Annotated in this window: 21 protein-coding genes and 2 pseudogenes; 10 read left to right on the forward strand and 13 right to left on the reverse strand. The window is 68.9% G+C overall.

Annotated features, from left to right (window positions below; translation table 11 throughout):
- Positions 1-13 precede the first annotated feature (13 nt).
- The 5 genes and pseudogenes from GA0074694_RS19920 to GA0074694_RS19940 all read left to right on the forward strand — a co-directional run.
- Complete coding sequence (locus GA0074694_RS19920) at positions 14-2,176, forward strand: hydantoinase B/oxoprolinase family protein (protein ID WP_218105739.1); 2,163 nt, start codon at positions 14-16, stop codon at positions 2,174-2,176.
- A 168-nt stretch (positions 2,177-2,344) separates the two neighbouring features.
- Positions 2,345-3,601: a CaiB/BaiF CoA transferase family protein gene (locus tag GA0074694_RS19925; RefSeq protein ID WP_091460608.1), complete on the forward strand. Its 1,257-nt coding sequence runs from the start codon at positions 2,345-2,347 to the stop codon at positions 3,599-3,601.
- Entirely contained in the window at positions 3,602-4,396 is a 795-nt protein-coding gene (locus GA0074694_RS19930) for an enoyl-CoA hydratase/isomerase family protein (protein ID WP_091460611.1), read from the forward strand. It begins immediately after the preceding gene.
- The gene (locus tag GA0074694_RS19935; RefSeq protein WP_091460614.1) at positions 4,393-5,337 is read left to right on the forward strand and encodes a hydroxymethylglutaryl-CoA lyase; all 945 of its coding nucleotides are present in this window, start codon (positions 4,393-4,395) and stop codon (positions 5,335-5,337) included. Before GA0074694_RS19930 ends, GA0074694_RS19935 begins: the two co-directional genes overlap by 4 nt.
- A 78-nt stretch (positions 5,338-5,415) precedes the next feature.
- Positions 5,416-5,705: pseudogene (locus GA0074694_RS19940) on the forward strand (winged helix-turn-helix domain-containing protein); the annotation flags it as partial.
- Positions 5,706-5,708: 3 nt separating this feature from the next.
- On the opposite strand, the gene GA0074694_RS19945 reads toward GA0074694_RS19940, so the two are convergent.
- Positions 5,709-6,488, reverse strand: coding sequence for an IclR family transcriptional regulator (locus tag GA0074694_RS19945; protein WP_176738023.1), 780 nt, complete (start codon positions 6,486-6,488; stop codon positions 5,709-5,711).
- Between the two features lie 1,240 nt (positions 6,489-7,728).
- Between GA0074694_RS19945 and GA0074694_RS19950 the strand changes: the two genes are divergently transcribed.
- The 3 genes from GA0074694_RS19950 to GA0074694_RS19960 all read left to right on the forward strand — a co-directional run bounded on the left by GA0074694_RS19950 (position 7,729) and on the right by GA0074694_RS19960 (position 11,996).
- Complete coding sequence (locus GA0074694_RS19950) at positions 7,729-8,961, forward strand: IS110 family RNA-guided transposase (RefSeq protein ID WP_091460619.1); 1,233 nt, start codon at positions 7,729-7,731, stop codon at positions 8,959-8,961.
- Positions 8,962-9,213: 252 nt separating this feature from the next.
- Positions 9,214-10,467 (forward strand): IS110 family RNA-guided transposase, encoded by a 1,254-nt coding sequence (locus tag GA0074694_RS19955; RefSeq protein ID WP_091460622.1) that lies wholly within the window; start codon positions 9,214-9,216, stop codon positions 10,465-10,467.
- Positions 10,468-10,742: 275 nt separating this feature from the next.
- Complete coding sequence (locus GA0074694_RS19960; RefSeq protein WP_091460622.1) at positions 10,743-11,996, forward strand: IS110 family RNA-guided transposase; 1,254 nt, start codon at positions 10,743-10,745, stop codon at positions 11,994-11,996.
- Between the two features lie 148 nt (positions 11,997-12,144).
- On the opposite strand, the gene GA0074694_RS34270 is transcribed toward GA0074694_RS19960, so the two are convergent.
- The 4 genes from GA0074694_RS34270 to GA0074694_RS19975 are packed head-to-tail and all read right to left on the reverse strand — an operon-like array spanning position 12,145 to position 16,332.
- Positions 12,145-12,249: a putative leader peptide gene (locus GA0074694_RS34270; RefSeq protein WP_358042297.1), complete on the reverse strand. Its 105-nt coding sequence runs from the start codon at positions 12,247-12,249 to the stop codon at positions 12,145-12,147.
- Positions 12,250-12,296: 47 nt separating this feature from the next.
- Entirely contained in the window at positions 12,297-12,953 is a 657-nt protein-coding gene (locus tag GA0074694_RS19965; RefSeq protein ID WP_091460625.1) for a response regulator, read from the reverse strand.
- The gene (locus tag GA0074694_RS19970) at positions 12,950-14,281 is read right to left on the reverse strand and encodes a sensor histidine kinase (RefSeq protein WP_091460628.1); all 1,332 of its coding nucleotides are present in this window, start codon (positions 14,279-14,281) and stop codon (positions 12,950-12,952) included. Before GA0074694_RS19970 ends, GA0074694_RS19965 begins: the two co-directional genes overlap by 4 nt.
- Before the next feature lie 41 nt (positions 14,282-14,322).
- Positions 14,323-16,332: a serine hydrolase domain-containing protein gene (locus GA0074694_RS19975; RefSeq protein WP_091460631.1), complete on the reverse strand. Its 2,010-nt coding sequence runs from the start codon at positions 16,330-16,332 to the stop codon at positions 14,323-14,325.
- 196 nt (positions 16,333-16,528) lie between these two features.
- On the opposite strand from GA0074694_RS19975, the gene GA0074694_RS31815 reads away from it, so the two are divergent.
- Positions 16,529-16,687 carry a hypothetical protein gene (locus tag GA0074694_RS31815; protein WP_176738024.1) on the forward strand — a complete coding sequence of 53 codons (159 nt, stop codon included), beginning with the start codon at positions 16,529-16,531 and terminating at the stop codon, positions 16,685-16,687.
- Here the strand turns inward: GA0074694_RS31815 and GA0074694_RS19980 are convergent.
- From GA0074694_RS19980 to GA0074694_RS19995, 4 genes are read right to left on the reverse strand one after another with little or no spacing between them, the layout of a single operon-like run.
- Positions 16,684-17,889 (reverse strand): cytochrome P450, encoded by a 1,206-nt coding sequence (locus tag GA0074694_RS19980; protein ID WP_091460634.1) that lies wholly within the window; start codon positions 17,887-17,889, stop codon positions 16,684-16,686. The genes GA0074694_RS31815 and GA0074694_RS19980 overlap by 4 nt on opposite strands.
- Positions 17,886-18,968, reverse strand: coding sequence for a fatty acid desaturase (locus GA0074694_RS19985; RefSeq protein ID WP_091460636.1), 1,083 nt, complete (start codon positions 18,966-18,968; stop codon positions 17,886-17,888). Before GA0074694_RS19985 ends, GA0074694_RS19980 begins: the two co-directional genes overlap by 4 nt.
- Positions 18,955-19,251 carry an acyl carrier protein gene (locus GA0074694_RS19990; protein ID WP_091460639.1) on the reverse strand — a complete coding sequence of 99 codons (297 nt, stop codon included), beginning with the start codon at positions 19,249-19,251 and terminating at the stop codon, positions 18,955-18,957. Before GA0074694_RS19990 ends, GA0074694_RS19985 begins: the two co-directional genes overlap by 14 nt.
- A 2-nt stretch (positions 19,252-19,253) precedes the next feature.
- A complete protein-coding gene (locus tag GA0074694_RS19995) occupies positions 19,254-20,177 on the reverse strand; it encodes an acyl-CoA desaturase (RefSeq protein WP_091460642.1) in 924 nt (307 codons plus the stop codon).
- A gap of 155 nt (positions 20,178-20,332) precedes the next feature.
- Here GA0074694_RS19995 and GA0074694_RS20000 point away from each other — a divergent pair, with 155 nt between their 5' ends.
- A complete protein-coding gene (locus tag GA0074694_RS20000; RefSeq protein WP_091460644.1) occupies positions 20,333-21,538 on the forward strand; it encodes an RNA-guided endonuclease InsQ/TnpB family protein in 1,206 nt (401 codons plus the stop codon).
- A gap of 14 nt (positions 21,539-21,552) precedes the next feature.
- Here GA0074694_RS20000 and GA0074694_RS20005 read toward each other — a convergent pair whose 3' ends face one another.
- The 4 genes and pseudogenes from GA0074694_RS20005 to GA0074694_RS20015 form a co-directional block, all read right to left on the reverse strand.
- Positions 21,553-22,353 (reverse strand): acyl-CoA desaturase, encoded by an 801-nt coding sequence (locus tag GA0074694_RS20005; protein WP_141714214.1) that lies wholly within the window; start codon positions 22,351-22,353, stop codon positions 21,553-21,555.
- A gap of 59 nt (positions 22,354-22,412) precedes the next feature.
- Complete coding sequence (locus tag GA0074694_RS20010; RefSeq protein WP_218105740.1) at positions 22,413-23,951, reverse strand: fatty acyl-AMP ligase; 1,539 nt, start codon at positions 23,949-23,951, stop codon at positions 22,413-22,415.
- A 101-nt stretch (positions 23,952-24,052) separates the two neighbouring features.
- Positions 24,053-24,144, reverse strand: a pseudogene (locus GA0074694_RS33960) (GntR family transcriptional regulator); the annotation flags it as partial.
- Positions 24,145-24,409: 265 nt separating this feature from the next.
- The gene (locus GA0074694_RS20015; RefSeq protein WP_091460649.1) at positions 24,410-25,306 is read right to left on the reverse strand and encodes an MBL fold metallo-hydrolase; all 897 of its coding nucleotides are present in this window, start codon (positions 25,304-25,306) and stop codon (positions 24,410-24,412) included.
- Position 25,307: the final 1 nt, after the last annotated feature.

Here is a 25,307-nt window from a genome sequence, read left to right on the forward strand (position 1 = left end):
CGAAGGAGAGACCGTGGCACCGACCAGCATCCCCGCCGGCTACGACCCCGTGACCCTCGAGGTCGTGCGCATGCGCCTCGACTCCATCGTCGAGGAGATGGGAATCGCCATGATCCGTTCTTCCGGATCACCAGTCATAACCGAGGCCGGGGACCTCAACACCGCCCTCTTCGACGCCCAGGGCCGGATCTGGTCCTACTCCGACTACGTCCAGTTTCACATCGGGTCCGGCAGCGTGGCCGTCCAGAACCTGATCAAGGCTGTCGAGGGAGAGCCGCTTCACCCCGGCGACGCCTTCATCAGCAACGACCCGCACACCGCCGGTGCAAGCCACCCACCGGACACCAACGTCATCTCCCCGATCTTCTACGGCGATGAATTGATCGGCTGGGCCCAGTCCCAGGCCCACCTCGTCGACGTCGGCGGCATGACGCCCGGTGGTTTCGCGCCCTCAGCACTGGACTGCTACGCCGAGGCGCTGCGCCTGCCCCCCGGCGTGAAGATCTACGACCGGGGCCAGCCCGTGGAGTCGGTGCGCCGGCTGCTGCTCAACAACGTGCGCGTGCCGGTCCTCTACTGGAACGACGTGCGCAGCCTGGTCGCCAGCAACAACACCGGGATCAAGCGACTGCTGGCCACGGTGCAGGAGTTCGGCCTCGACCGATTCCGCGAGTACACCCGGCTGAGTTTCGAACTAGCCGAGCAGGTGGTGCGCGAACGCATCCGGCGGCTGCCCGACGGCGTATACACCGACGACGAGTGGACCGAACACAACGGGCACGACGACGACTTGTTCCGCGTCCACTGCACGATGACGAAGCAGGACGACCACATCACCCTCGACTTCCGAGGCTCCAGCCCGCAGACCGGCGGCTTCATCAACTGCAGCTACGGCGCGCTGGTCGGCAGCATCGCCACCTCCGTCGTGCCGATCATCGCCTGGGACGTCCCCTTCAACGAAGGTGTCATGACCGCCTTCGACGTCCTGGTCGACGACAACTCGATCGTCAACCCGTCCCCGCCGGCCCCGATCAGCAACGGCCACCTCACGACCGGAGCTCGGGTCAGCCGCCTGGTGACCAAGCTGTTCAACCAGGCATGCCAGCACAGCAGCGACCCGCAGATGCGGCAGCGCAGCCAGGGCGTCTGGGCCGACAGTTGGACCGGCGGCATCTCAGCCGGCAACACCAACGCCGGCGACTTCTTCGTGCTGTTCAACATGGACGGCGGCGGCATCGGCGCCGGTGCCCAGCCAGAGCGGGACGGCCTCGACTGCGCCGGCATGATGACCCAGGTGAACAACGCCCTGCCGGACGTCGAGATGAATGAGATGCTCTACCCGGTGCTCTACCTGTGGAAGCGCCTCAACCTGGCCAGCCCCGGGCACGGCGCATTCCGCGGTGGGTTGGGTCTCGACTTCGCATGGACCCTGCACGGTGCCGAAACCGTCACCCAGACCGTCTTCTCTCCGAGCGCCCAGGTCCCACCGGACGGATTCGGTGGCGGACTGCCCGCCGGCGGCTGCGGGCACGAGATCTGGCGGGAGACCAACGTCGGTCAGTTGCTGGATCAGGCCGTCGTGCCGAGCCCGGGTGAGCTCAGGTCGAGGAGCCAGGACCTGCTGGCGATCAACCAGTCAGGCGTGACGATCCGGGCAGGAGACGTCTTCGTGCAGTGGATCGCCGGCGGCGGTGGATACGGCGATCCACTTCTGCGCGACCCCGCCCGCGTCGCCGCCGATCTCGACGACGCCTACATCACCGCCGCAGTGGCCCGGGACGTCTACGGGGTGATCATCGCCGACGGCAAGGTCGACGAGGCTCGCACCGCCGCCTGCCGGGCCGAGCTGCGAGCAGACCGGCTCGGCGGCGTTCAGCCGAGCGCGCCCGTACGCCCAGAGGCGATCGGCACCTCGGCGTCGGCGCCGCGACGGGACGCCGACGGGTGGTACTGCCCGGCCAGCGGATCACGCATCAGCGAGGCAGAGGACTGGCGTACCGACGCTGTCCAGCGGACGACCGACGCCGCCGCGCGGCTGGGCGAGCTCGGGGTCCGGGTCCGCGATCGACGCGCCGCCCCCGCGGTCCTGATCGACGAGTACTATAGCCCCACCTGCGGAACGTTGCTCGAGACGCGGATCCGCGTCGCCGACGAGCAGCCACTGCCGTCCACCTGACCGATCGCGTCGCGCGAGCATGACCATCCTGCTCGCGCGAGCCGTCGGACGGCTCCGGCCCGGCAGCGGTCGGCAGCCTCCGCCGAGCCGGTCGGTGACACTCGCACCGCCGTCAGATCCAGCTCCCCGCGTACGACCAGACCGGGGCCCTGCAGAAGGAGAACTCCCATGACATCTCCGCTCGCCGGCCTGGACGGCTTGCTGGCAGGACGGAACGCGTCGGGCGCACTCGCGGGCGTGGTCGTCCTCGACATCACCCGCGTGGTCGCCGGCCCCTTCTGCTCGCAGATCCTGGCGGACCTCGGCGCGACGGTCGTCAAGATCGAACACCCCAAAGATCCGGACTACGCCCGCGGCTTCCCCCCGTTCTTCGGCGGTGACGAACACAGCGGCTTCAGCGCATTCTTCGCCCAGTTCAACCGCAACAAGCTCGGGCTTACCCTGGACCTGTCCCAGGAGCAGGGGAAGGAGGTGCTGCGCACGCTGGTCAAGCGGGCACACGTCCTGGTCGAGAACTTCCGCCCCGGCACGATGGACAAACACGGTGTCGGCGCCGCGGAACTGCACAAGATCAACCCGGCGCTCGTTTACACGGCGCTGTCCGGGTTCGGGCAGACAGGGCCGTACCGGCGCAGGCCGGCCTACGACAACTCCGCGCAGGCCACCGGCGGTCTGTGGTCCATGAACGGCTACCCCGATCGGCCACCGATCCGGGTCGGGACCATCATCGGAGACCTCGCCGCAACCATGTACGGCGTCATCGGTACGCTCGCGGCGCTCCGCCATGCGGAGGCGACCGGGCAAGGGCAGCTCGTCGACGTCTCGCAGCAGGACTCTGTCCTGAGCCTCACCGAGAACGCAGTCGTCTCATACACCGTGGACGGCACGGTGCCGACGCCGCTGGGCAACAACCACCCGTTCGTCAAGCCCTACGAACTCTACGCGTGCAAGGACGGCTTCGTCTTCTTCGGCGGCTACACCGACAAGTTCTGGCGCCTGACCTGTGCGATGTTCGGGCAGCCGGAGATGGCCGACGATCCCGAGACCGACACCATGGCGAAGCGGTTCAAGCCCGACATCTACGAACGGAAGATCAAGCCCCAGCTGCTGGCCTGGTTCGCCGACCGGACAAAGGCCGAACTGGAGGCGCTCGCCGGCGACCAGGTCCCGCTCTCGGCGATCAAGACGATGGACGAGGTCGTGAACGACCCGCAGATCGCCGCCCGCGACATGATTGTCGACGTCGAGTACCCCGACTTCGGTCCGCTGCGGATGTTCGGGCAACCCGTCAAGCTGGGCGTCACTCCCGCTCAGCCTCGGGGTCTGGCACCGCGTGTCGGCGAGCACACCGACGTCCTGCTCCGGGCGCTGGCCGACCTAACCGACGAGTCCATCGCCGAACTTCGCGCGGCGGGAGTCGTCTGAATGACCATCACCCTCGAACGCCACGAAGCGGTCGCAGTCGTCACCATCGACCGGCCGGACAAGCTCAACTCCCTCACCCTGGCGATGTATCAGCAGCTGGGCGACGCCCTGATCGAGGTCCACGCCGACCCCGCGATTGCCGTCGCGGTGCTGACCGGGCGAGGCGGAAGAGCCTTCTGCGTCGGCGCCGACTTGACCGAATCGATCCCGGCGTTGGCTGAGGGACGCTTCGACATCTCGGAGTGGGATCACGCCCACCAGAAGCATGTGCAGCAGCGCAAACCGATCATCGCCGCGATCAACGGCCTCTGCCTCGGCGGCGGGTTCGAGATCATGCTCTCGACCGACATCCGCATCGCCAGCACGACCGCCGAGTTCGGGTTGCCCGAGGTCGGCATCGGGGTCGTTCCGGCCGGCGGCACGCTGGTCCGGCTGACCCGCCAGATCCCATACGCCTGGGCGATGCAGCTGATGCTCGGCGGCGACCGCATCAGCGCGGACACGGCCCTGCGGTTCGGCCTGCTCAACGACGTCGTCCCCGCGGACGCGCTGCTCGACACGGCGATGACGTGGGCGGTGCGGCTGACGCAGAACAGCGGCACGGCGATGGCCGTCGTCAAAGAAGCCGTCCAGTACCTAGCCGACCTGCCCAGTGATCAGGCCTTCCGATACGAGGCCCTGCTGGGGCAGAAGGCGTTCACCTCCGCCGACGCACGCGAAGGCATGTCGGCCTTCTACGCACGTCGTCGTCCGAACTTTCCCTCCCGCACGTACCCGGAGCCGAGCTCGTCATGAACCTGCCCAGCGTGGTCGCGCAGCCCGGCATGCCCGATGCCGTCCGCATCTATGAGGTCGGCCCGCGGGACGGCCTGCAGGCCGAGAAGCAGCTCATCGCCACCGACGTGAAGCTCGAGTTCATCCGGCGCCTACTGGCGGCCGGCCTGCGAACCATCGAGCTGACCAGCTTCGTCTCACCGAAATGGGTACCGCAGCTGGCCGACGCCGCCGACGTCGTCGCTGGCGTCGACCTGGACTCGGCCCGGCACCCGGTCCTCGTGGCCAACGAGCGAGGGCTCGACCGCGCGCTAGCCAGCGGTGTCCGGGAGATCGCCGTCTTCGCCAGCGCCACCGAATCCTTTGCCAAGAACAACCTGAACCGCTCGGTCGACGAAGCGCTCACCATGTTCGAGCTGGTCGTGCGGCGCAGCCGCGACGCGGGCGTCGCGGTCAGGGGCTACATCTCGATGTGCTTCGGCGACCCCTGGGAGGGACCGGTGTCGCTCGCCAAGGTCGTCCACGTAGCCGAACGGCTCATCGACATGGGCGTGACGAGCCTGTCCCTCGGCGACACGATCGGCGTCGGCACGCCCGGGCACGTGCTCGCGCTCGTCGAACGCCTGGAAGCAGCAGGCATCCCGCGTGGCGTCCTGGCCATGCACTTCCACGACACCTACGGACAGGCGTTGGCCAACGTGCACGCCGCGCTGACCGCAGGAATCACGGAGTTCGACGCCTCGGCCGGCGGGATTGGCGGCTGCCCCTACGCACAGAGCGCCACCGGCAACCTCGCCACCGAAGACCTGGTCTGGATGCTCACCGGCCTGGGCTACCACACCGGCGTCAACCTGGAGCACCTCGTCGAGGCCAGTGTCTGGATGGCGAAGCACCTGAGACGGCCGAGTTCCTCCCGAGTGGTGCGGGCCATGGCCTCGACCGACGACCGGGGCCAGGCCTGACGCCCACCAACCGCGGCTACCTCCGCCGGCGCTCAACACCACACGAGGTACGGGTGGAGCCACGGCCCCGACGTTCTGTCTGTGAACCTCGCCGACCGTACGGTCACCGGGGACGACGGCACCGACGTCCGGCTGACCCCCACCCAGTGGGGCGTCCTGGAACAGCTGCTGCGTCATCCCGGCAAGCTGGTCAGCCAGCGGCAGCTCCTGCACGACGTGTGGGGCAGGAGTACCAGAACGAGACCAACTACCTGCGGCAGCACCTGGCCCAACTGCGCCGCAAGCTGGAGGACGACCCGGCCCGCCCCCGCCACCTCGTCACCGAACCCGGCATGGGCTACCGGTTCCGCCCCGACCAGCAGGGGTGACGTTCAGTACCGGTTGCTGGCCAACTGGTTGGCCGCCTGCAACAGGCGGTTGCGCACCGTCGCCCGGTGCTCCTCGTCGAGGTTGGTCAGGGGAACCGAACAGCTGATCGCGTAACTCGGGTAGGGGTCGGCGGGAACCGCGATCGCGTAGCACATGATGCCGAGGGTGTTCTCCTCGATCTCGGTGCTGTAGCCGACCTTCGCGGTCGTTTCGAGCTGCTTCTTCAGCTCGGTGCGCGTCGTCACCGTGTGTGGCGTGATCATCTCCAGCTTCTTCGGCAGCACCTCGGACACCAGCCGCCACGGTCGCGCGGCGAACAGCGCCTTGCCGAGTGCCGAGGCGTGCGCCGGAAGACGACGGCCGGGACGGGTCAGCGCGGACATCCGGTTCGGGGCGGTGAGGGTCTGCACGTACACGATCTCCGCCCCGTCGAGCCGTCCCAGGTGGATGGTCTCGCCCAGTTCGGCGTTGAGTTCGTGCCGGATCGATTCGGTCCGTCGCACCGTGGGGTCCAGGTCGATGGCCGCCACCGCCGCCTGTAGGGAGCGCAGCCCCAGGGTAAAGCGGCTGTCGTCGACGTCCACCCAGCCGCGTCGCTGAAGGGTCAGCAGGAGCGCGTAGGCGGAGGCGCGCGGGATCGCCAGGTCCCGGGTGACGTCCCGGAGCGTCCGTGGTTCGCGGGACTCGATCAGGTACTCCAGCACGGCCAGCGCCCGGTCGGCGCTCTTCACGGTGCGTACGCCGCCGTCGCTGGACTCGGGATCGGGCGTGGGAAGGACCATCTCGGTTCCTCTGAATTCGGGGACGTGGTGAACGGGATCGTCAGGCTGGTTACTGTGCGTCAGCGCAGGGACGGCGTCAAGGCCGGCACCCCGATGCTCGCGTCGATCCGCCCGGGCGGCCGGGGTGGTGGCGCGCCGGTCACCCGGCGGGTGTCCGGCGCGGCCCGCGATACGCGGCGGGGTGGGCCGGGCCGCGCTCGGCGTCGTGGACATCCCGCTCCCTTCGTCACCGGCGGTTCGCCGGCCGCGTCGTGTGTCCCGTGCCGGTTCGCGGCGTGCGACGTCCCTGGTCCCGGCGGTGGGTTTCCGCCTCGTGACGCTTCGGAACAAGTTTATGCAGGCCTTGACCCCCTGGCTACCCCTGTATATCGGTGCCTCCACATCAAGACGATCGTCTACATATAAAGACAGTAGCCCTGAAGGCCACCCTTCCCTGCAGCTAGCAGAGGAGTCGTCATGAAGTCCAAGCTCTCTTACCGATCCCTCATCGCCGCGCTCGTCGCTACGGCGCTCGCCGCGGCGGCGGCCGGCTGTTCCCCGGGCGGAGCCTCCGGAGGCCCGAGCGACCCGAAGAAAGCTCACCGTCTACAGCACGCTGACACCGAGCGCCCAGAAGCGACTGGCAGCGGCCTTCACACAGAAGACCGGGATCGAGGTCGAATCGGTCCGGGTGCAGAGCGCCCAGCTCACCAAACGGTTCGACGAGGAGTTCAAGGCCAAGCGGCCGGTCGCCGACGTGCTGACCATGAACGAGGAGATCTACGCCCGGCAGGCCGTGGGGCAGGGGCTGTTCGAGGACATCGCCGGGCTGCCGGGGCAGTCCCGTCCTGCGACGTCCGGGCCCACACCACGATCCGCTCACCCTCGTCGGCCACACCCTCTACGACCAGCGGAGAAAGACCCGAAAACACCGTCCGCGCAAGCTCATCGACATCCCTCACGCGAGTGTCAACGACCCCCACGACTCTCCGTCACCACCGAATGTGAGACAGGGCTGTTCGTTTGACAGCGGGAGTGCCCCTCTGGTGGGGGCGCCTTTGACGGGCTGAAAATGGGTGGGCGGGCGGTCCGGCGACGTCGTGGGTCTGTGGTGCTTCGAGCCCGTTTGACAGCGGGACGCTGGAGCCGTGCGACAGGCGTTCTTGATTGTTGCCACGAGCACGCGACTCAGACTCTTCTCGCCTGTGCGGCTCCCCGGGCCGTCCGTGCTTCGCCCGCCACGATCGAGGATGGTGAGGACATGGACACCCTGGTCCAACGGTGCGCGGGACTCGACATCGGCAAGGCCGATCTCAAAGCCTGCGTACGAATTCCCGGCGGGAGAGGACGCCGCCATCAGGAGATCCGCACGTTCGCAACGACCACACCGGCGTTACTGGAACTGCGTGACTGGCTGAGCGCCAACGAGGTCACCGTCGTCGGGATGGAAGCCACCGGCGACTACTGGAAGCCGGTGTGCTACCTACTCGAAGACGCCTTCGACGTGCAACTGCTCAACGCCCGTCACATGCGCAACGTCCCTGGCCGCAAGACTGACGTCGCCGACTCCGCCTGGATCGCCCGGCTGATCGAGCACGGCCTGGTGCGGCCCAGTTTCGTGCCTCCGCCGCGGATCCGCCGGCTGCGTGATCTCACCCGATACCGCACCACCCTCGTGCAGGAACGTACCCGGGAGATCCAGTGGCTGGAGAAGGTCCTCGAAGACGCCGGGATCAAGCTGTCGACGGTGGCGTCACACACCCTCGGGATCTCCGGCCGCGCGATGATCGATGCGTTGATCGCCGGGGAGCGTGACCCGCAAGTGCTGGCCGCCCTCGCCCGCGCACGGATGCGGGCGAAAATCCCCGCACTGCGGGACGCCCTTGTCGGTAGGTTCACCGACCATCACGCCTTCATCTGCCGCACGATGCTCGACCGGATCGACGCCGCAGCCGCTACGATCGACGCCTTCTCGGCACGTATCGAGGACGAGATCCGGCCCTTTCAGACCATCGTCGCCCGGCTCGACACCATCCCCGGCGTGAACGCCCGCACCGCCCAGGTCCTCATCGCCGAGATCGGCGTCGACATGAGTCGGTTCCCCACCCCAGGCCACCTCGCCTCATGGGCAGGGATGTGTCCCGGTAACCACGAGTCCGCCGGCAAACACCACGGCGGAGCAACCCGCAAAGGCGACTCCTGGCTCCGCGGCGCACTCGGCGAGGCTGGAGCCGGAGCCGCACGCAGCAAAGACACCTACCTTCAAGCCCGATATCGACGAATCGCCAGCCGACGCGGCAAGAAACGAGCGCTCGTCGCGGTCGGACATAGCATCCTCACCGCGATCTGGCACATGATCAGCAACGACACCGACTACAACGACCTCGGCGCCGCGTACTTCCTGACCCGCACCGACCCAGCCCGACAAGCCCGCCGCCTCCTCGGCCAACTCCATCAACTCGGCTACCAGGCGGTCATAACCCCAATCACCTGAGGTTCATTTTCGACTCAGCTTCCCCTGCCCCTTGCGGGGCCGCCGTGGGGCGGGAAAATGGTGCCGCTCGTCCGGGTCGAGGTCGAACCGTCACTGATGCCTGAAGCTCGTGTCTCAGCTTGACCCTGGCAGCCGCGTACTTCGGGAGTCGTGGATTGTTGCCGTAAGAGCACGAGTACCAGATTCTTTGCCTCCCGCAGCTGCCGGCTCGGACGGCTATGTGATGTCGCGAGGGGAAGGAGACGGCAGGCCGTGGATGTGCTGCATGATCGTTGTGCCGGGTTGGACATCAGCAAGCGGGACGTGAAGGCGTGCCTGCGGACCCCGGGAACACGGCGTAACCAGCGGCGAAGCGAGGTACGTACGTTCGCCACGACCACCAACGACCTGCTAGCGCTGCGGGACTGGCTGGTCGCCGAGCAGGTCAGCCTGGTCGTCATGGAAGGCACCGGCGACTACTGGCGGGCCCCGTACTACCTGCTCGAAGACGCCCTGAACGTGGAGTTGGTCAACGCTCGGCAGGTCAAGGCGATGCCCGGACGCAAGACCGATGTGGCCGATGCGGTGTGGCTGGCACAACTGGCCGAGTGCGGGTTGCTACGGGCCAGCTTCGTGCCGCCCGAGCCGATCCGCCAGCTTCGCGATCTGACGCGGTACCGCACGGTACTGACCGAAGAGCGTACCCGGGAGGCCCAGCGGCTGGAGAAGGAGTTGGAGGACGCCGGGATCAAGCTGTCCAGCTTCGCCACCGACATCCTCGGTATCTCCGGGCGCGCCATGTTGGAAGCGCTCATCCGTGGAGAGCGCGACGCGCAGGTATTGGCGGAGATGGCGCGAGGCCGGATGCGGTCCAAGATCCCTGACCTGGCCCAGGCGATGATCGGCCGCTTCGGTGATCACCACGCGTTCCTGTGCCGGATGCATCTGGACCGCATCGATGCCATCAGCCGGGACATCGCCACGTTGAGCACCCGGATCGAGCGGGTGATGGCACCCTTTCGTGACCAGCTGACCCGGTTGGATGGCATTCCCGGGATCAGCCTCCGGGTCGCTGAGGTGATCATCGCGGAGACCGGTGGGGACATGTCCCGGTTCCCCACCGCCGGGCATCTGGCCTCCTGGGCCGGGGTGTCGCCCGGTAACCACGAATCCGGCGGCAAACGCAAGTCCGGCAAGACCACCAAAGGCAACCGGTGGCTGCGCGACGCCCTCGGCACCGCCGCGATGGCCGCGGCCCGTTCCAAGAACACCTACCTCGGCGCCCAGTACACCCGCCTCGTACGCCGACTCGGCAGCAAACCCAAGGCCCTGGTCGCCTTGGAACACTCCATCCTGACCTCCGTATGGCACATGCTCACCGACGGAACCGGCTACCAGGACCTCGGCGCCGACCACTTCCTACGCCGCGACCCCGAACGCGAACGCCGCCGCGCGATCGCCGCACTGAACAAGCTCGGCTACACCGTCACCCTCAACCCGATCGAACCCACCACGAAAGCCGCGTGAACAGGTAAGACGATCAGTCACGGTCGTTATTTTCGTACCAGCTTCCCCTGCCCCTTGCGGGGCCGCCGTGGGGCGGGAAAATGGTGCCGCTCGTCCGGGTCGAGGTCGAACCGTCACTGATGCCTGAAGCTCGTGTCTCAGCTTGACCCTGGCAGCCGCGTACTTCGGGAGTCGTGGATTGTTGCCGTAAGAGCACGAGTACCAGATTCTTTGCCTCCCGCAGCTGCCGGCTCGGACGGCTATGTGATGTCGCGAGGGGAAGGAGACGGCAGGCCGTGGATGTGCTGCATGATCGTTGTGCCGGGTTGGACATCAGCAAGCGGGACGTGAAGGCGTGCCTGCGGACCCCGGGAACACGGCGTAACCAGCGGCGAAGCGAGGTACGTACGTTCGCCACGACCACCAACGACCTGCTAGCGCTGCGGGACTGGCTGGTCGCCGAGCAGGTCAGCCTGGTCGTCATGGAAGGCACCGGCGACTACTGGCGGGCCCCGTACTACCTGCTCGAAGACGCCCTGAACGTGGAGTTGGTCAACGCTCGGCAGGTCAAGGCGATGCCCGGACGCAAGACCGATGTGGCCGATGCGGTGTGGCTGGCACAACTGGCCGAGTGCGGGTTGCTACGGGCCAGCTTCGTGCCGCCCGAGCCGATCCGCCAGCTTCGCGATCTGACGCGGTACCGCACGGTACTGACCGAAGAGCGTACCCGGGAGGCCCAGCGGCTGGAGAAGGAGTTGGAGGACGCCGGGATCAAGCTGTCCAGCTTCGCCACCGACATCCTCGGTATCTCCGGGCGCGCCATGTTGGAAGCGCTCATCCGTGGAGAGCGCGACGCGCAGGTATTGGCGGAGATGGCGCGAGGCCGGATGCGGTCCAAGATTCCTGACCTGGCCCAGGCGATGATCGGCCGCTTCGGTGATCACCACGCGTTCCTGTGCCGGATGCATCTGGACCGCATCGATGCCATCAGCCGGGACATCGCCACGTTGAGCACCCGGATCGAGCGGGTGATGGCACCCTTTCGTGACCAGCTGACCCGGTTGGATGGCATTCCCGGGATCAGCCTCCGGGTCGCTGAGGTGATCATCGCGGAGACCGGTGGGGACATGTCCCGGTTCCCCACCGCCGGGCATCTGGCCTCCTGGGCCGGGGTGTCGCCCGGTAACCACGAATCCGGCGGCAAACGCAAGTCCGGCAAGACCACCAAAGGCAACCGGTGGCTGCGCGACGCCCTCGGCACCGCCGCGATGGCCGCGGCCCGTTCCAAGAACACCTACCTCGGCGCCCAGTACACCCGCCTCGTACGCCGACTCGGCAGCAAACCCAAGGCCCTGGTCGCCTTGGAACACTCCATCCTGACCTCCGTATGGCACATGCTCACCGACGGAACCGGCTACCAGGACCTCGGCGCCGACCACTTCCTACGCCGCGACCCCGAACGCGAACGCCGCCGCGCGATCGCCGCACTGAACAAGCTCGGCTACACCGTCACCCTCAACCCGATCGAACCCACCACGAAAGCCGCGTGAACAGGTAAGACGATCAGTCACGGTCGTTATTTTCGTACCAGACCCTCTCCTACACCACCTGCGCGGACGTGACCGGCGCGGACGGTAGGGCCGGAGACCTGACGCGGATGACGACGCCCGCGACGGGCGGAAGAGGGGGAACCCGGCGTCAGCGGCAGGGTCGGCAGGCAGCGCTGGCGACGCGCAGGAGGTCGATGTGACCCCGCTTGGTCAGATAGGCGCTTCGCACGCTGACGATCTTTCCCCGGACCATCCCCGGATGTGAATGTGCCGACCGTCCGGATCACACCCGTCGGCGCGTCAGCGCGGCACGACACCGTTCTGGTACGCCCAGACGACCGTCTGCAACCGGTCCCGTACACCGATCTTGGCCATCGCCCGGCCGAGGTGCGACTTGACGGTGCTGGTCTCGATGAACAGCTCGGTGGCGATCTCCACGTTCGACAGACCCTGGGCGAGCAGCCGGACGATCTCGGCCTCCCGCGCGGTGAGCTGGTGCGCGGCCACCGCGTCGGTACGCGGTGCGGCGGTGCGGCGGGCGAACTCGGTGATCACCCGGCGGGTGACCGCCTGGTCGACGAGCCCGTACCCGCCGGCCAGGCGGCGTACCGCCTCGATCAGCTCCTCGGGTTCGCAGTCCTTGAGGATGAACCCGCTGGCACCGGACTCCAGCGCGCCGAAGACGTACTCGTCGAGGTCGAACGTGGTCACCACCAGCACGGCGGGCGGCGTCTCGGTGGCCTCGCCGACGATCCGGCGGGTGGCGGTGAGCCCGTCGCCGCCGGGCATCCGGACGTCCATGCAGATCACGTCCGGCCGGTGCCGGCGGGCCAGGTCGACCGCCGCGTCGCCGTTCGACGCCTCGGCCACCACCTCGATGTCCCCGGCCTGTTCCAGGATGACCCGGAACCCGGTCCGCACCACCGCCTGGTCGTCGACGAGCATCACCCTGATCATGTGGGGTCTCCCTGCGCGGTCGCCGTCGCGGCGCGGGCGACCTCCGGTGCGGTCGGCAGGTGCACCGTGACCGCCCAGCCGCCGTCGGCGGTCGGCCCGGCGGTGAACTCGGCACCGATGAGCTGTGCGCGTTCCCGCATGCCCACCAGGCCCACGCCGCCGGTAGTGCGGGTGGCCGGCTCGGGCCGCCGGGGCGGCGGGTCGTTGCGTACCTGGAGCGTCACCCGGCGGTCGAGGTAGCGCAGAGCCACCCGGACCGGGGCGCCGGGGGCGTGCTGGCGGGCGTTGGAGAGCGACTCCTGCGCCACCCGGTAGAGCGCCACGTCGGCGATCGGCGGCACCTCGCGCGGTTGCCCCTCGCGGACGAGCTCGACCGGGCCGCCGAGGTCAGCGGCGGTGCGGACGAGGTCGTCGAGGACGGCCAGGCCGGGCACCGGGACCGTGCCGTCGCCGGCGTCCGCCCCGGTCCGTCCGCGCAGCACCCCCACGACCAGTCGCAGGTTGTCCAGGGTCTGCTTGCCCTGGGCGCGGATCCAGGCCACCCCGGCGCGGGCCGCCGCCGGGTCGCGGTCGATCAGTCGCTCCACCGCCGCCGCCTGCACCACCATGCCGGAGAGGTGGTGGGCGGCCACGTCATGCAGCTCCCGCGCCATCCGGGACCGTTCCGCGCCGATCGCCGCCTGTACGCCGGCCTGCTGTGCCCGGACCGCCTCCTCGGCGCGTACCCGGACCAGCTCGAGGTAGCGCCGGTAGGTGGCGACGTAGCCACCGACGAAGGCCGCGCCGAGGTAGGTCAGGGCACTCGCGGTGAGGCTGCCGAGCGTGGCGAGGAGGATGTCGGGGGCGACGAGGACGGCGATGGCGACCGCGCCCGCCGTCTCCGCCAGCGTGGCGACCCCCGCGATCAGCAGCGCCGTCCGGACCGGCCGCAGCGTGCCGACGGTGTACGCGGCGACGAACGGCGCGAGGCCCCGGATCGACATCTCCGGCAGGGACAGGCCGACCACCACCAGTTGCAGGGCGACGACCAGGGCGAGGCAGAGCAGCGGACGGATCCGACGCAGGCAGAGCAGCACCGCCTGCACACCGCAGAGCACCAGCACCAGCCAGGCCCACGTCGGGTCGACGGCGAGACCCTCCGCCGGTGCGACGATCCAGAACAGCATCGCCAGCAGCAGCAGGGTGGCCACGGTGACGGCCGCCGCGAGCAGGCCGTCCCGGGCGAACCGGCCGGTCACGCCGAGCCGGGTGAGCCGCTCGTCAAGCCGCCTGGTCAGCCGGGGCGTCCGGGGCGTCGCCTCGGCCTGCGGATCGGGGTGGGTGCTCATGCGGTGGACTTCCTTGCTCCGGTCCGTCCCGGATCGACGCGTCAGTAGGAGATGCTAGGCGCGAGCAGCATGAACTCGACGGCGAACCAGCCCGTACCGGCCAGGGCCAGCAGGATCAGGGCGCTGGCGGCGACCCGGTGCCAGCCGACGCGCCGCCGTACGTCGTCGACCAACCGCACCCCTGCGGGCAGCACCCCGAGCAGGCCGATCACCTGGAGCACCTGCACGGTGCGCAGCGAGGCGGCGGAGACCTCCTGCAACCCCATAATGGCCGCGATGTTCACCGCCCAACCGATCAGCGCGAGCAGCGCACCCGCGACCGCGACGCGGCTGAGCACCCGCACGGTACGCCCCGCCGGATCACGGCGTGGCCGACCGAGCACTCGTCGGACGAGGGCACCGAACGGCCAGGAGAGCACGGTCAGCGCAAGCACCAGCACGGAGGCACCGAGTACCGGTACGACCACCGCCGTGGCCCGTGCCGGCTCGACCGGCAGCAGGGTGAACGCGGAGTCGTGGCTGATCGCCGTCACCCGGTCGTCGGTGACCCGCATGGCCAGCGTGCGCTGCCCGCCCACCTCGCGCCAGACCCAGGGAGCCACCTCCTCGTACAGGGCCGGGGTGGCCGACAGCGGGCCCGGCTCGAACAGCAGCCGGTGGTCGTCGGCGACGCTGACGGTGGTCCGACCGACCAGGCCCATGGTGGTCAGGAAGTTGCTGCCGAAACCGCGCGAGTCGGTGTACGTACCGGCTGCGGCGGCGGCGTGTGCGGCGCTGGTCTGCGCGTCGACGCTGGCCGGTCGCTCCGACGTGCCCGGGAAGTAGCGGTCGGCGAAGCCGTTCACCACCGCCTGGCGCAGCTCGTGGCTGTCCCGGTCGCCCCGGCCGCCGCCGTTGAGCGAGAGGAAGATGCCGGCCCGCTCCCGCGGGTAGATCTGTAGGTGCGAGTGGAAGAACATGGTGTCGCCGCCGTGACCGAGGATGTGTCGGCCGTTGCGGCTCTCGTCGAACAGCCCCAGCGCCATCCGGGGGCCGTCCGCGAGGGTGCCGAGCGAGGTGGCGTCGAGCCCGGGACGCTGCATCAGCTCGCGGGTGGCGGCGTTGAGCAGCGGACCCTCGCCGACCGGTTCGCCGGTCAGCGCCAGCATGAACCGGGCCATGTCGGTTGCCGGTGCGCTCAACGCGCCCGCCGGGGGAGTGCCGACGATCTCGAACGGACCGGCGACACCGGCGGCGTCGTGGCCGCTGGCCATCCGGTCGGCCAGGGCCGGGGGCAGCGGCTGCGCGAACGTCGACGACGCCATGCCGGCCCGGGCCAGCACGTTGCGGTCGACGTACTTCTCGAACGGCGTCCCGCTGACGTGCTCGACGATGTATCCGGCCAGCGCGTTGCCGTAGTTGGAGTAGGCGGGCACGGTGCCCGGCCGGTAGATCTGCTCCGGTGGGTCGGTGGCCAACGCCGCGCGCAGGTCCGGGGTGCGGCCGTCGAGGCGGATCAACCCGGCGACGCGCTCCTCGAACCCGGCGGTGTGGGTCAGCAGGTGCCGCAGCGTGACCGCCTCGTCGTAGCGGCGGGGCAGCGTGAAGTCCAGGTACTCGTTGACGTCGGCGTCGAGGTCGAGATCGCCGCTCTGCACGAGCTGGAGGACGGCGACGGCGGTGACCAGCTTCGACACCGAGCCGACCCGGAACAGGTGCCGGTCCGGGTCGACCGGTACCGGCTGGTTGGTGCCGGTGCCGGTGTCCGCGTGGCCGTAGCCACGGGTGGTGAGGATCTCGCCGTCGCGGACGACGGCGACGGTGGCGCCGGGGATGCCGGTCCGCTGGAGCGCGGCGGGCAGCAGGCCGTCGAGCCAGGCGTCGACGTCGGCCGCGTTCAGCGCGGCCTGGTCGGCCGGCGCGCCGGGAGCGGGTGGCGTGGGAACGGACATGGCGGTCGGTGCGGTGCCGCACCCGGCGACGGTGGCGACGACGGCGACCGTCGCCGCCAGAGCCGCGCCGAGCCGGCGCAGGCGGGACGCCCGGGGCCGGGCGGGATCTTGGCGAAGCATGTCGGGCTGCTACCTTCCAGGCCGATCGGGTGTCCGGAGGGATCCGTGCGGCGTCACCCGGTGCCTGGGAAAAGCCTGCGGGACCGGGGGCGTGGTGCCATCTGGCGCAGGACGGCATTCTGCCTACGACCTTCGTCGGAAATCGAGCTCGTACCCGGCACCGCCGCGTACCTCGTGCACTCGACCGCGCGGGCCGTTGAACGTCGAGCTGCTACGGGCCGCCGTCGACGCGACCGCCGCCCGGCACGACAGCCTCCGCATGCGGTTCACCGAGAACGCCGACGGCGAACCCGTCGTGCACGTCGCCTCCGACGTGCGGGTGCCGGTCACCGTCCAAAACGCCAGCAGTTGTTAGCCCTCGAGGTTGACGACCAGGTCGGCCAGGCCGCGTTGCACGAGCTGCTCCCGATAGGACGGCTCGGACGCTAGGGACATCGCGGGAAAGCGCCCGAGCAGCTCGGCGAGCGCGACGTCGACCAGCAGCTTGGCGAAGCTCGCGCCAAGGCAGTAGTGGGTGCCGAGCCCGAAGGCCAGCGGCGCGTTGCCCTCCCGGCCGACGTCGAACTCGTCCTGCCGCCCGAACCGTCGAGGATCCCGGTTCGCCGCCGCCAGGGTGAGCAGAACCCGTGAGCCGGCTGCGATGTGGACGCCGCCGAGCTCGAGGTCGCGGGCGGCGACGCGGGTCAGCATGTGGATGGCGGGGTCGATGCGCACGGCCTCGGTGACGAAGTCCGCAAGCGTTCCCGGGTCCGCGACCAGGTCATGGGCGGGCAGGCGCCGGGAGACGACGAGCTGGACGGCGTTGCCGATGACGTCGCTCGGTGTCTGCGTGCCGGCGATGAGGAACAGGACCAGGCTGGCGACGAGCTCCTCCTCGGAGATCGCGCCGGTGGCGTCGCCGTCCCGGACCATGGTGCCGGTGAGGTCGTCCGAGGGGTGCCGCCGCCGGTGCCGGATCAGCTCGCGGAAATAGTCCGTGAGCACGTCCATGCCCGCGTCGGCGGCAACCAGCTCGTCCTGGGTGAGGATGGGCTCGAACGCCGTTGTGCAGGCGAGTACGGGTACGCGCAGGGCGTCCCGGTCGCTCGAAGGTATGCCGAGCAGGTCGCCGGTCACCGCCATCGTGAACGGATACGTGTACGCCGCCACCAGGTCGACGCGTCCTGACAGGTCGGCGATCAGCGTCCTGCCCCGATCGACTGCGGCAGGCCGAAGGCGCGCGACCTGCCGCGGTGAGTAGGCGTCCCCGGCGAACTGGCGCAGCCGTCCGTGGTCGGGCTCGTTGCTGAACATCATGATCTTGGTGAAGCACTGCCAGGTGGAGTGCGCGAGCAGACCGGTACGCCGGTGCGCGTCCGCGTCGGTGACCAGCAGGTCGCGGTGGCGCAGCGCGGCCGAGCACTCGTCGTAACCGAGGACCATGACCAGCTCTGGCCCGAGGCGGAAAGCAGGCCCGAGCGGCCACAACGCGTCATACAACGGGTACGGGTCCCGCTTGCCCTCGGCGGTGAACAGCCGCGCCAGCGCCTCACTCGGTCCCATTCCGACCAGCGTCACGAACCGCTCCCCTCGGGGGGCACTGGCGCTCCGGAGAACGTCTGGTAGAAACCGTTCCGAGCGTCGTACAGGTGCAGGTCCCGCAGGATCCGCCACAGGCTGAGCGGGCGCAGCCTCTCCTCGCGCACCACGCCGGGATAGGCGTGCCGCAGGGCGGCCTGGGCCTGGGGCAGGTTGTAGAACGGCACCGCCGGAGCCACGTGGTGTGCGGTGTGTACCGCGATGTTGTGGGTCAGGAAGTTGAGGAACCGCGGATAGACGAAGTCGGTGGTGAGTAGCAGCCGACCGGCGTTTCGGGTCCAGTGCTCGGAGGTGAGGAACGGCAGGTCGCTGGCGCTGTGGTGCATCAGCGTGGTGGCGCTGAACCACAGGTGGATCGCGAGCCACGGCACGAGGAAGCAGACGACGAACCCCTGCCACCCCGCCAGCACGAACAGGCCCGCGACCAGGAGCAGGCCGGCCGGGGCGGTGAAGGCGATGGAGCGACGTACCTCACGGGCCGTCGACGCCTTCGGGAAGAAGCCGGGACGGAACCCCGACACCAGCCAGTAACGGATGCTGCCACCCCAGAACGCCCACGTACGCGTCGCCGAGTACACGGCCCGCTCCCACCACTGCATCCGGGCGTACACCTGCGCCGGTACCGGCCGCCAGTCGGTGTCGAGCTCGAGGTTGTTCGTGTGGGCGTGATGCATGTTGTGCACGTGCCGCCACGATTGGTACGGGTACAGCAGCGGCAGCAGCGCTATGTGCCCGACATAGGTGTTGAGCCGCCGCGAACGGGAAAAGGACCCGTGTCCGCAATCGTGCGCGATGCAATGCAGACCCCAGCCGCCCAGTCCGGCCAGGACCCAGAGCGGCGGGTAGAGGTACCAGTGCGGTGCGAGCACGATCCCGGCAATCGAAACGGCATACAGGGAAAGGCTGACGCCAAATCCGAGCAGACCCCGACTGGTACGGGGGGTGAAAAGCGCCCTGGGTATCGCGGTCGTCAGATTCTCGCCCTCGAGCAGGCGGGACTTCTCCATGAAGTGGTGGAAGTCCGCCCCGGGCGAGGTGGGCACGCTAACTGCCGGCATGGGCCAGCATCCCTTGCGACTCGAGGTGCTCCACCACGGCGTCGATCGACCCGTAGTCGAACAGCAGAGCGGGCGAGAGGCGCTGCTCCACGAGACGTTCGAGCTGCCCGGTCAGCGTGATTCCCGCGCGCGAGTCGAGGCCGTAGTCCTCGAAGTTCCTGGCGGTGTCGATCTCCGCGGCCGGCACGCCGACCCGCTCGGCTACGTAGTTCGTCAGCCAGGTCCGCAGCGTGTCCGCGGTCAACGGGCCCTGCGGTTTTTCCACCTTTTTGAAAAAGGCCATCGTCAATCTCCTATCCGTCGGCGCGCGACCGCCGTCGCGCTCGGTTCGTGCAGGTCCCAGGCGAGGCGCAGCCGGCCGAGCCCGGCGATGAGCCAGCCGCTGAGGTCGGGCTCCCACCACCGCACGGCGTGCCGGTACGAGCCGGGGAACGCGTGGTGGTTGTTCTGCAGCCCCTCGCCCATGGTCACCACGGCGACCCACCAGTTGTTCGTGCTCTGGTCGCGGGTGGCGAAGGGCCGGCTGCCGAATGCGTGGCAGATCGAGCCGACGCACCAGGCCGCCTGGTTCGCGACGAAGATACGCGCCAGGCCGCCGAACACCAGCGCGGTCCCCGCGGCCTCGAGGCTCCCGCCGACCACGAGCCCGACCGCGGTGGGCAGGGCGAGGCCGAGCAGCACCCAGGCGGGATACATCCGGTGATGGGCCACGAGTTGCCGGTTGTGCAGGACGTCGGGCGCGAAGACGGACCACTTCGAGTTCTCTTCGCTGAGCATCCACGGCATGTGTGCATACCAGAGGCCTTGTGCCCTTGCCTTCAAGCCCGTGCCGTGGAGGTTGGGCGAGTGTGGGTCGCCCTCCTGGTCGGCGAACTTGTGGTGCCGTCGATGCGTGGCGACCCAGAAGAGCAGCGGACCCTGGGCGCCCATCGAACCGGCCACCATGAGGACGTCGCGCACCCACGGCCGCGTCTTGAACGCACGGTGGGCGATGAGCCGGTGCAGGCCGATCGTGACGCCGCCGAGATGTACGAGGTACATCGCGCCGAACAGGATCAGGTCGAGGGCGGTGACGTGGCCGGTCACGAGCAGCCAGACCGCTACGGCCGTACCGATCAGCGGCAGTGTCATGGTGGTAAGCGCGGAGAACCGTTTGATCCGCAGGCTCTGCGGGTCGAGCCGGACGATGCCGGCCTCAGCCACATTCATCGCAAACCTCCGTGGAAACCCCCGGCTTTAGCCGTGGGGAGGAAACGGAACTCCGGCGGAGCCGGGCGGGGAAAGCCGGCCCGTCGCCAAGGCGGGTCGGTGTCCGTCCCCATGCCACCGGATTGCTTACCAGCTAGCTTGTTAGGCTGTGAGCCGTGACCAGGGCCGTGAAGCGGGCGTTCAAATTCCGCTTCTACCCGACCGGCGCGCAGGCCGCCGAGCTTGCCCGTACGTTCGGCTGTGTCCGGCTGGTCTACAACATGGCGTTGGCCGCCCGCACCGAGGCGTGGACGCTGCGCCAGGAACGGGTCAACTACAACGCCACCTCGGCGATGCTGACCACGTGGAAGAGGACCGACGACCTGGCGTTCCTCAACGAGGTGTCGTCGGTGCCGTTGCAGCAGACCCTGCGGCACCTGCAAGTCGCGTTCACCAACTTCTTCGCCAAGCGTGCCCGGTACCCCAGCTTCAAGAGCAAGAAGAAGTCGCGCCGGTCGGCGGAGTACACCACCAGCGGGTTCCGGTACCGCGACGGTCAGCTCACCCTGGCGAAGATGGCCGAACCGCTGGACATCGTGTGGTCCCGGCCGCTTCCCGAGGGCGCGAGGCCGTCCACGGTCACCGTGTCGCAGGACGCGGCCGGACGTTGGTTCGTGTCTCTGCTCTGCGACGACGTGATCGAGCAGGCTCCGGCTTCGGGCATGGTGGGCGTTGACGCTGGGCTCGACAGCCTGCTGACCCTCTCTACCGGAGAGAAGTTCGCCAACCCGAGGTATGAGCGCCGCGACCGGGTCGCGCTCGCCAGGGCGCAGCGGGAGCTGGCCCGCAAGGCCAAGGGGTCCCACAACCGGGCCAAGGCCCGGCTCAAGGTCGCCCGCGTGCACGCCCGGATCACCGACCGCAGGCGGGACCACCTGCACAAGCTGACCACTCGGCTCGTTCGTGAGAACCAAACGATCGTCGTCGAGGATCTGACCGTGCGTAACATGGTCACGAGTCACAGCCTGGCCCGCGCCATCAGCGACGCGGCCTGGCGGCAGTTCCGCACCCTGCTGGAATACAAAGCCGACTGGCACGGCCGCGACCTGGTGGTCGTGGACCGCTGGTTTCCGTCGTCCAAGCTGTGCTCGGCGTGTGGTGGGCTCGCTGAGCGGATGCCGCTGAACGTGCGGTCGTGGACCTGCCGATGCGGGCAGACCCACGACCGTGATGTCAACGCAGCCCGCAACATCCTCGCGGAGGGGCTCTCCGTGATTGCCTGTGGAGGCGGTGTAAGACCCCAACGGACGGACGTCCGGACGGGGCGGTCGTCGACGAAGCAGGAAACCCAGCGGGCGACCGCTGGAATCCCCCGCCTGTAGGCGCGGGGAGAAAGTCAAGCTCTTCCTCCCTCGCCTTTCCCCGCGCGGTATCGCACGTCGTGTGCGAGGCCGAGCTTTTCGAACACCCGGATCACGCTTCCGGTCAGGTCCAGCTGCCAGAAGCTCTGGCGGTTGTGGGCGATCGACGGCTGCGCGTGGTGGTTGTTGTGCCAGGAGCCGCCGACGGTGATCGGCGCGAGCCCGGCGATGTTGCCGCTGCCGTCTCGCGTCGGATGCGGCCGGTTGCCGATCAGGTGCCCGAGCGAGTTCACGGTCCAGGTGACGTGGTCGAGCACGAACATGCGGGCGAACCCGCCCCACAGCAGCCCCGCGAGGGCGTCGACTGGGCGGCCGGTGACCGCGAAGGCACCCAGAGCTGGCAGGACGAGCCCTGCACCGACCCACCAGGCGTAATAGCGGTCGATCGTCATCACCCGCCGGTCGTGCAGCAGGTCGGTGACCCGGCGGTCCCAGCCGGTCTGGTCCACCGTGAACAGCCAGCCCATATGGCCGTGCCAGAAGCCGGCCAGCGCACCGGCCAGACCCGGACCCCGCGGCCTCGGCGAATGCGGGTCGCCGTCACGGTCGGCGAAGGCGTGATGCTTGCGGTGCACCGAGACCCAGAACAGAATCGTCCCCTGCGCCGCCATGCTCCCGGCGATTCCCAGCGCGGCGGTCAGGACCGGCCCAGCCCTGAAGGACCGATGCGTAAAGAAGCGGTGCAGCCCGCCCTCGACGCCGATCGAGGTCACGAGGTACATGCCGGTGAAGACCGCGAGATGCCACCAGTGGAAGCCGCTGAGGACCTCGAGCACGATCGCGCCTGCGAAGCCCGCGGTCGAGAGCAGGACGTGGAGGTACGCCCACCGCCGCATCATCGGGTGCCCGCCGACAGGTACTCCTCCCGGGTATGCCGGCGGCGTGGCTTGCCACTGGTGGTCATCGCGATGGTGCCGGGCCGTACGAGCCGTACGTCCGAGGGCCTTACGCCGTGGTCCGCCGTGACCGCCGCGACGATGCGGCCCTCGAGCTGTGCGAGTTCGTCGGCGCGTCTGACTTCGGCCATGACCACCAACCTCTCCTCGGTCCCGGGCACTGAGAAGGCGACCGCCCGGCGGATCCGCGCGTCGGTCGCGAGGACGGACCGCTCGATGTCGTGCGGGTAGAGGTTTCGTCCCGCGATGATGACGAGATCGTTGAGCCGGCCGGTGACGAACAGTTCGCCTCCGCGCAGATAGCCCAGATCCCCGGTGCGCAGAATCCCCGCCTCGAACGTCCGGGCCGTCAGCTCCGGCCTTTGGTAGTAGCCGGCCGCGACTGCGGGCCCGAACACTCGGACCTCCCCGACCTCGCCCTCAGGAAGATCGCGTCCGGACTCGGGCTCGACAATGCGTAACTGGACGTCGCTCGCCGGGCGGCCGCAGCTGACCACTTCGGTCCCGTCGAGGCGCTCGAACCGGAGCGGGTCGCCTTCGGCCCGGGCGGTCACCATCAGGGTCGCCTCGGCCAGCCCGTAACAAGGGATCAACGCGGCGGGGTTGAAGCCGTACGGCTCGAAGCGTTCCTGGAAGCGGCGCAGCACGGCGGGTGAGATGGGCTCCGAACCACAGAAGAGGTGCCGCAGGCTCGACAGGTCGACCGCGTCTTCTGCGTCGCACATCTCGAGGGCGAAGTTGGGCGCGACCGAGATCGTGGCCCGATAGTCCGAGACCGCCTGTAGCCACCGGGACGGTCGCTGCACGAAGTGCCCGGGCGACATCATCACCAACGGCCAGCCTCCGTACAGCGCCAGCATGAGGGTCCCGACCATCCCCATGTCGTGATAAGGAGGCAGCCAGGAAACCCCTACCCGCTCCGGGTCCTCACCGATCCGCTCCGAGATCGAGCGACAGTTGCTCACCAGATTGGCGTGGGTGAGCACGATGGCCTTTGGATCATCCGTCGACCCTGAGGTGTACTGCAGAACGGCCGGTGCGGACGGCGGCTCATCCGGGACGCGGCGGGCAGGCTCCGACCTTCCGACCGGTGCGACGATGACCGGTACGCCGAGATCCGCCACCGCCTCGCACGACTCCGCGATCACCGCACACGGGGCACAGTCGTCGACGATCGCGGAAACGTGCCGGGCCGTCCGCCGCGACGTCGGCGGATAGGCGGGTACGGCCGTAGCCCCGGCCTGCAGCACCCCGAAGAGCGCAGCCACGTAGTCAAGCCCCGGCGGCAACGCCAGAACAACTCGCGTCCCGGGCTCCACGAACCGGGCAACCGCCGAAGCCCGCTCGTACAGCTCAGCGTAGCTCCAGCTCACGGCACTACCGCTCGTACCGCCAACCAAGAACCGGTAGGCAACGCGATCCGGCTCCTCCGCGGCCCGGGCAGCCAAGATCCCCGGCAACCATCCAGTGGCGGCCACAGTCCCCCCTCTTCGCATCACGCAGACGCGTGCTCAAGGGTACCGCTGATGTCGATGTTGGCACCCAGCGCGAACAGGGGGTTGAGAAAAATGGGACTGGACACGCCAACGCCGGGAAGCGTTTCGGTCACCCCTTGATCCGTAGCACCTGCACGGCGCGGTCGATCACCGGCTCGGCGACCCCGTAGTGCTCCGCGCGTGCCAACGGCATCACCCGCTCGCTCCACGTCGGACCCGAGGAACATCGATCGCAATCCAGAAGGTCGCAAGGCTGCACGTCAGCTGCCGCGTGAATCGAGCCAGTTCCCGGGCAATCGGCCCGGCGGCCCGCCGCCGAGCCGTTCTCATGGAGTGCCACGACGCCGAGGCGACGGTGCGTGCCACCCTCGCCCTCGGCGTCGCCACGTCGGTAGCCGCGAGTGTCCTGCACGCAAAGCCGAGCCCGATCAGCCGGTGGATCAACTCGATGCCGCGACTGCCGCTTTCGCCTGATGCCCGAGGCGGTAGGCGTCGCCCTCAGGCAGCACGTGTCCGCCGGTCGGAGCGGGGAAGTGGCTGCCCAGTAGGAGGGTGCCGGTGCCGGCGAGCGAGGCGAGCAGCCGTCGGCGGGTGGCCTCGGCCTGGGTTGCGTCGATGTCGACGCAGGAGCTCAGCGAGGGATGGGCCAACTGGACGGGGTGGTGGACGGCGTCGCCCGAGATCAGTGCTGTCTCTCCCGCACTGCTGAGGTGGACGGAGATGTGGCCGGGGGTGTGGCCGGGGGTGGGTAGCAGCCGCAGCCCCGGGGCGATCTCGATCCCGTCGCCGGGGACCTCGACGGGCTCGAGCAGACCGGCCTGTTCCACCGGGAGCACCGAGTCCTCGAACATCTGCCGGCGCGGCGCGTCCATTGCGTACCCGGCCCAGAAGTCGCGCTCCACGCGGGAGGTGATGTAGCGGGCGTTGCCGAAGGTGGGAACCCAGGTTCCGCTGACCTCGTGGGTGTTCCAGCCGACGTGGTCGGTGTGCAGGTGGGTCAGCACGACCAGGTCGACGGAGTCCGGCGTGAACCCGACGCTACGCAGGTTGTCCTGGTAGGTGGTGTCGAGGTTGTGCCAGGCCGGGTTGGCGCGGCTCTTGCCGTTGCCGATGCCGGTGTCGACGAGCACCCGCAGTCCTTCGGTCTCGACGGCGAAGCTGTGGCTGTGCAGGCGCAGTTCGGCGTCGGGGCTGGCGAAGTCGGGGCGTAGCCAGTCCTGCCGGGCGACCAGCTCGGGGGTCGCGTCCGGCAGCAGCCACTGCCCGGTCTGTGGGGCGAGCAGCAGTTCGTCGATGCGGTGGATGGTGATGGAGCCTACGGTCCAGGTGGCGGTCATG

Origin of the sequence: Micromonospora inyonensis, from assembly GCF_900091415.1 — a bacterium.
Taxonomy (GTDB): Bacteria; Actinomycetota; Actinomycetes; order Mycobacteriales; family Micromonosporaceae; genus Micromonospora; species Micromonospora inyonensis.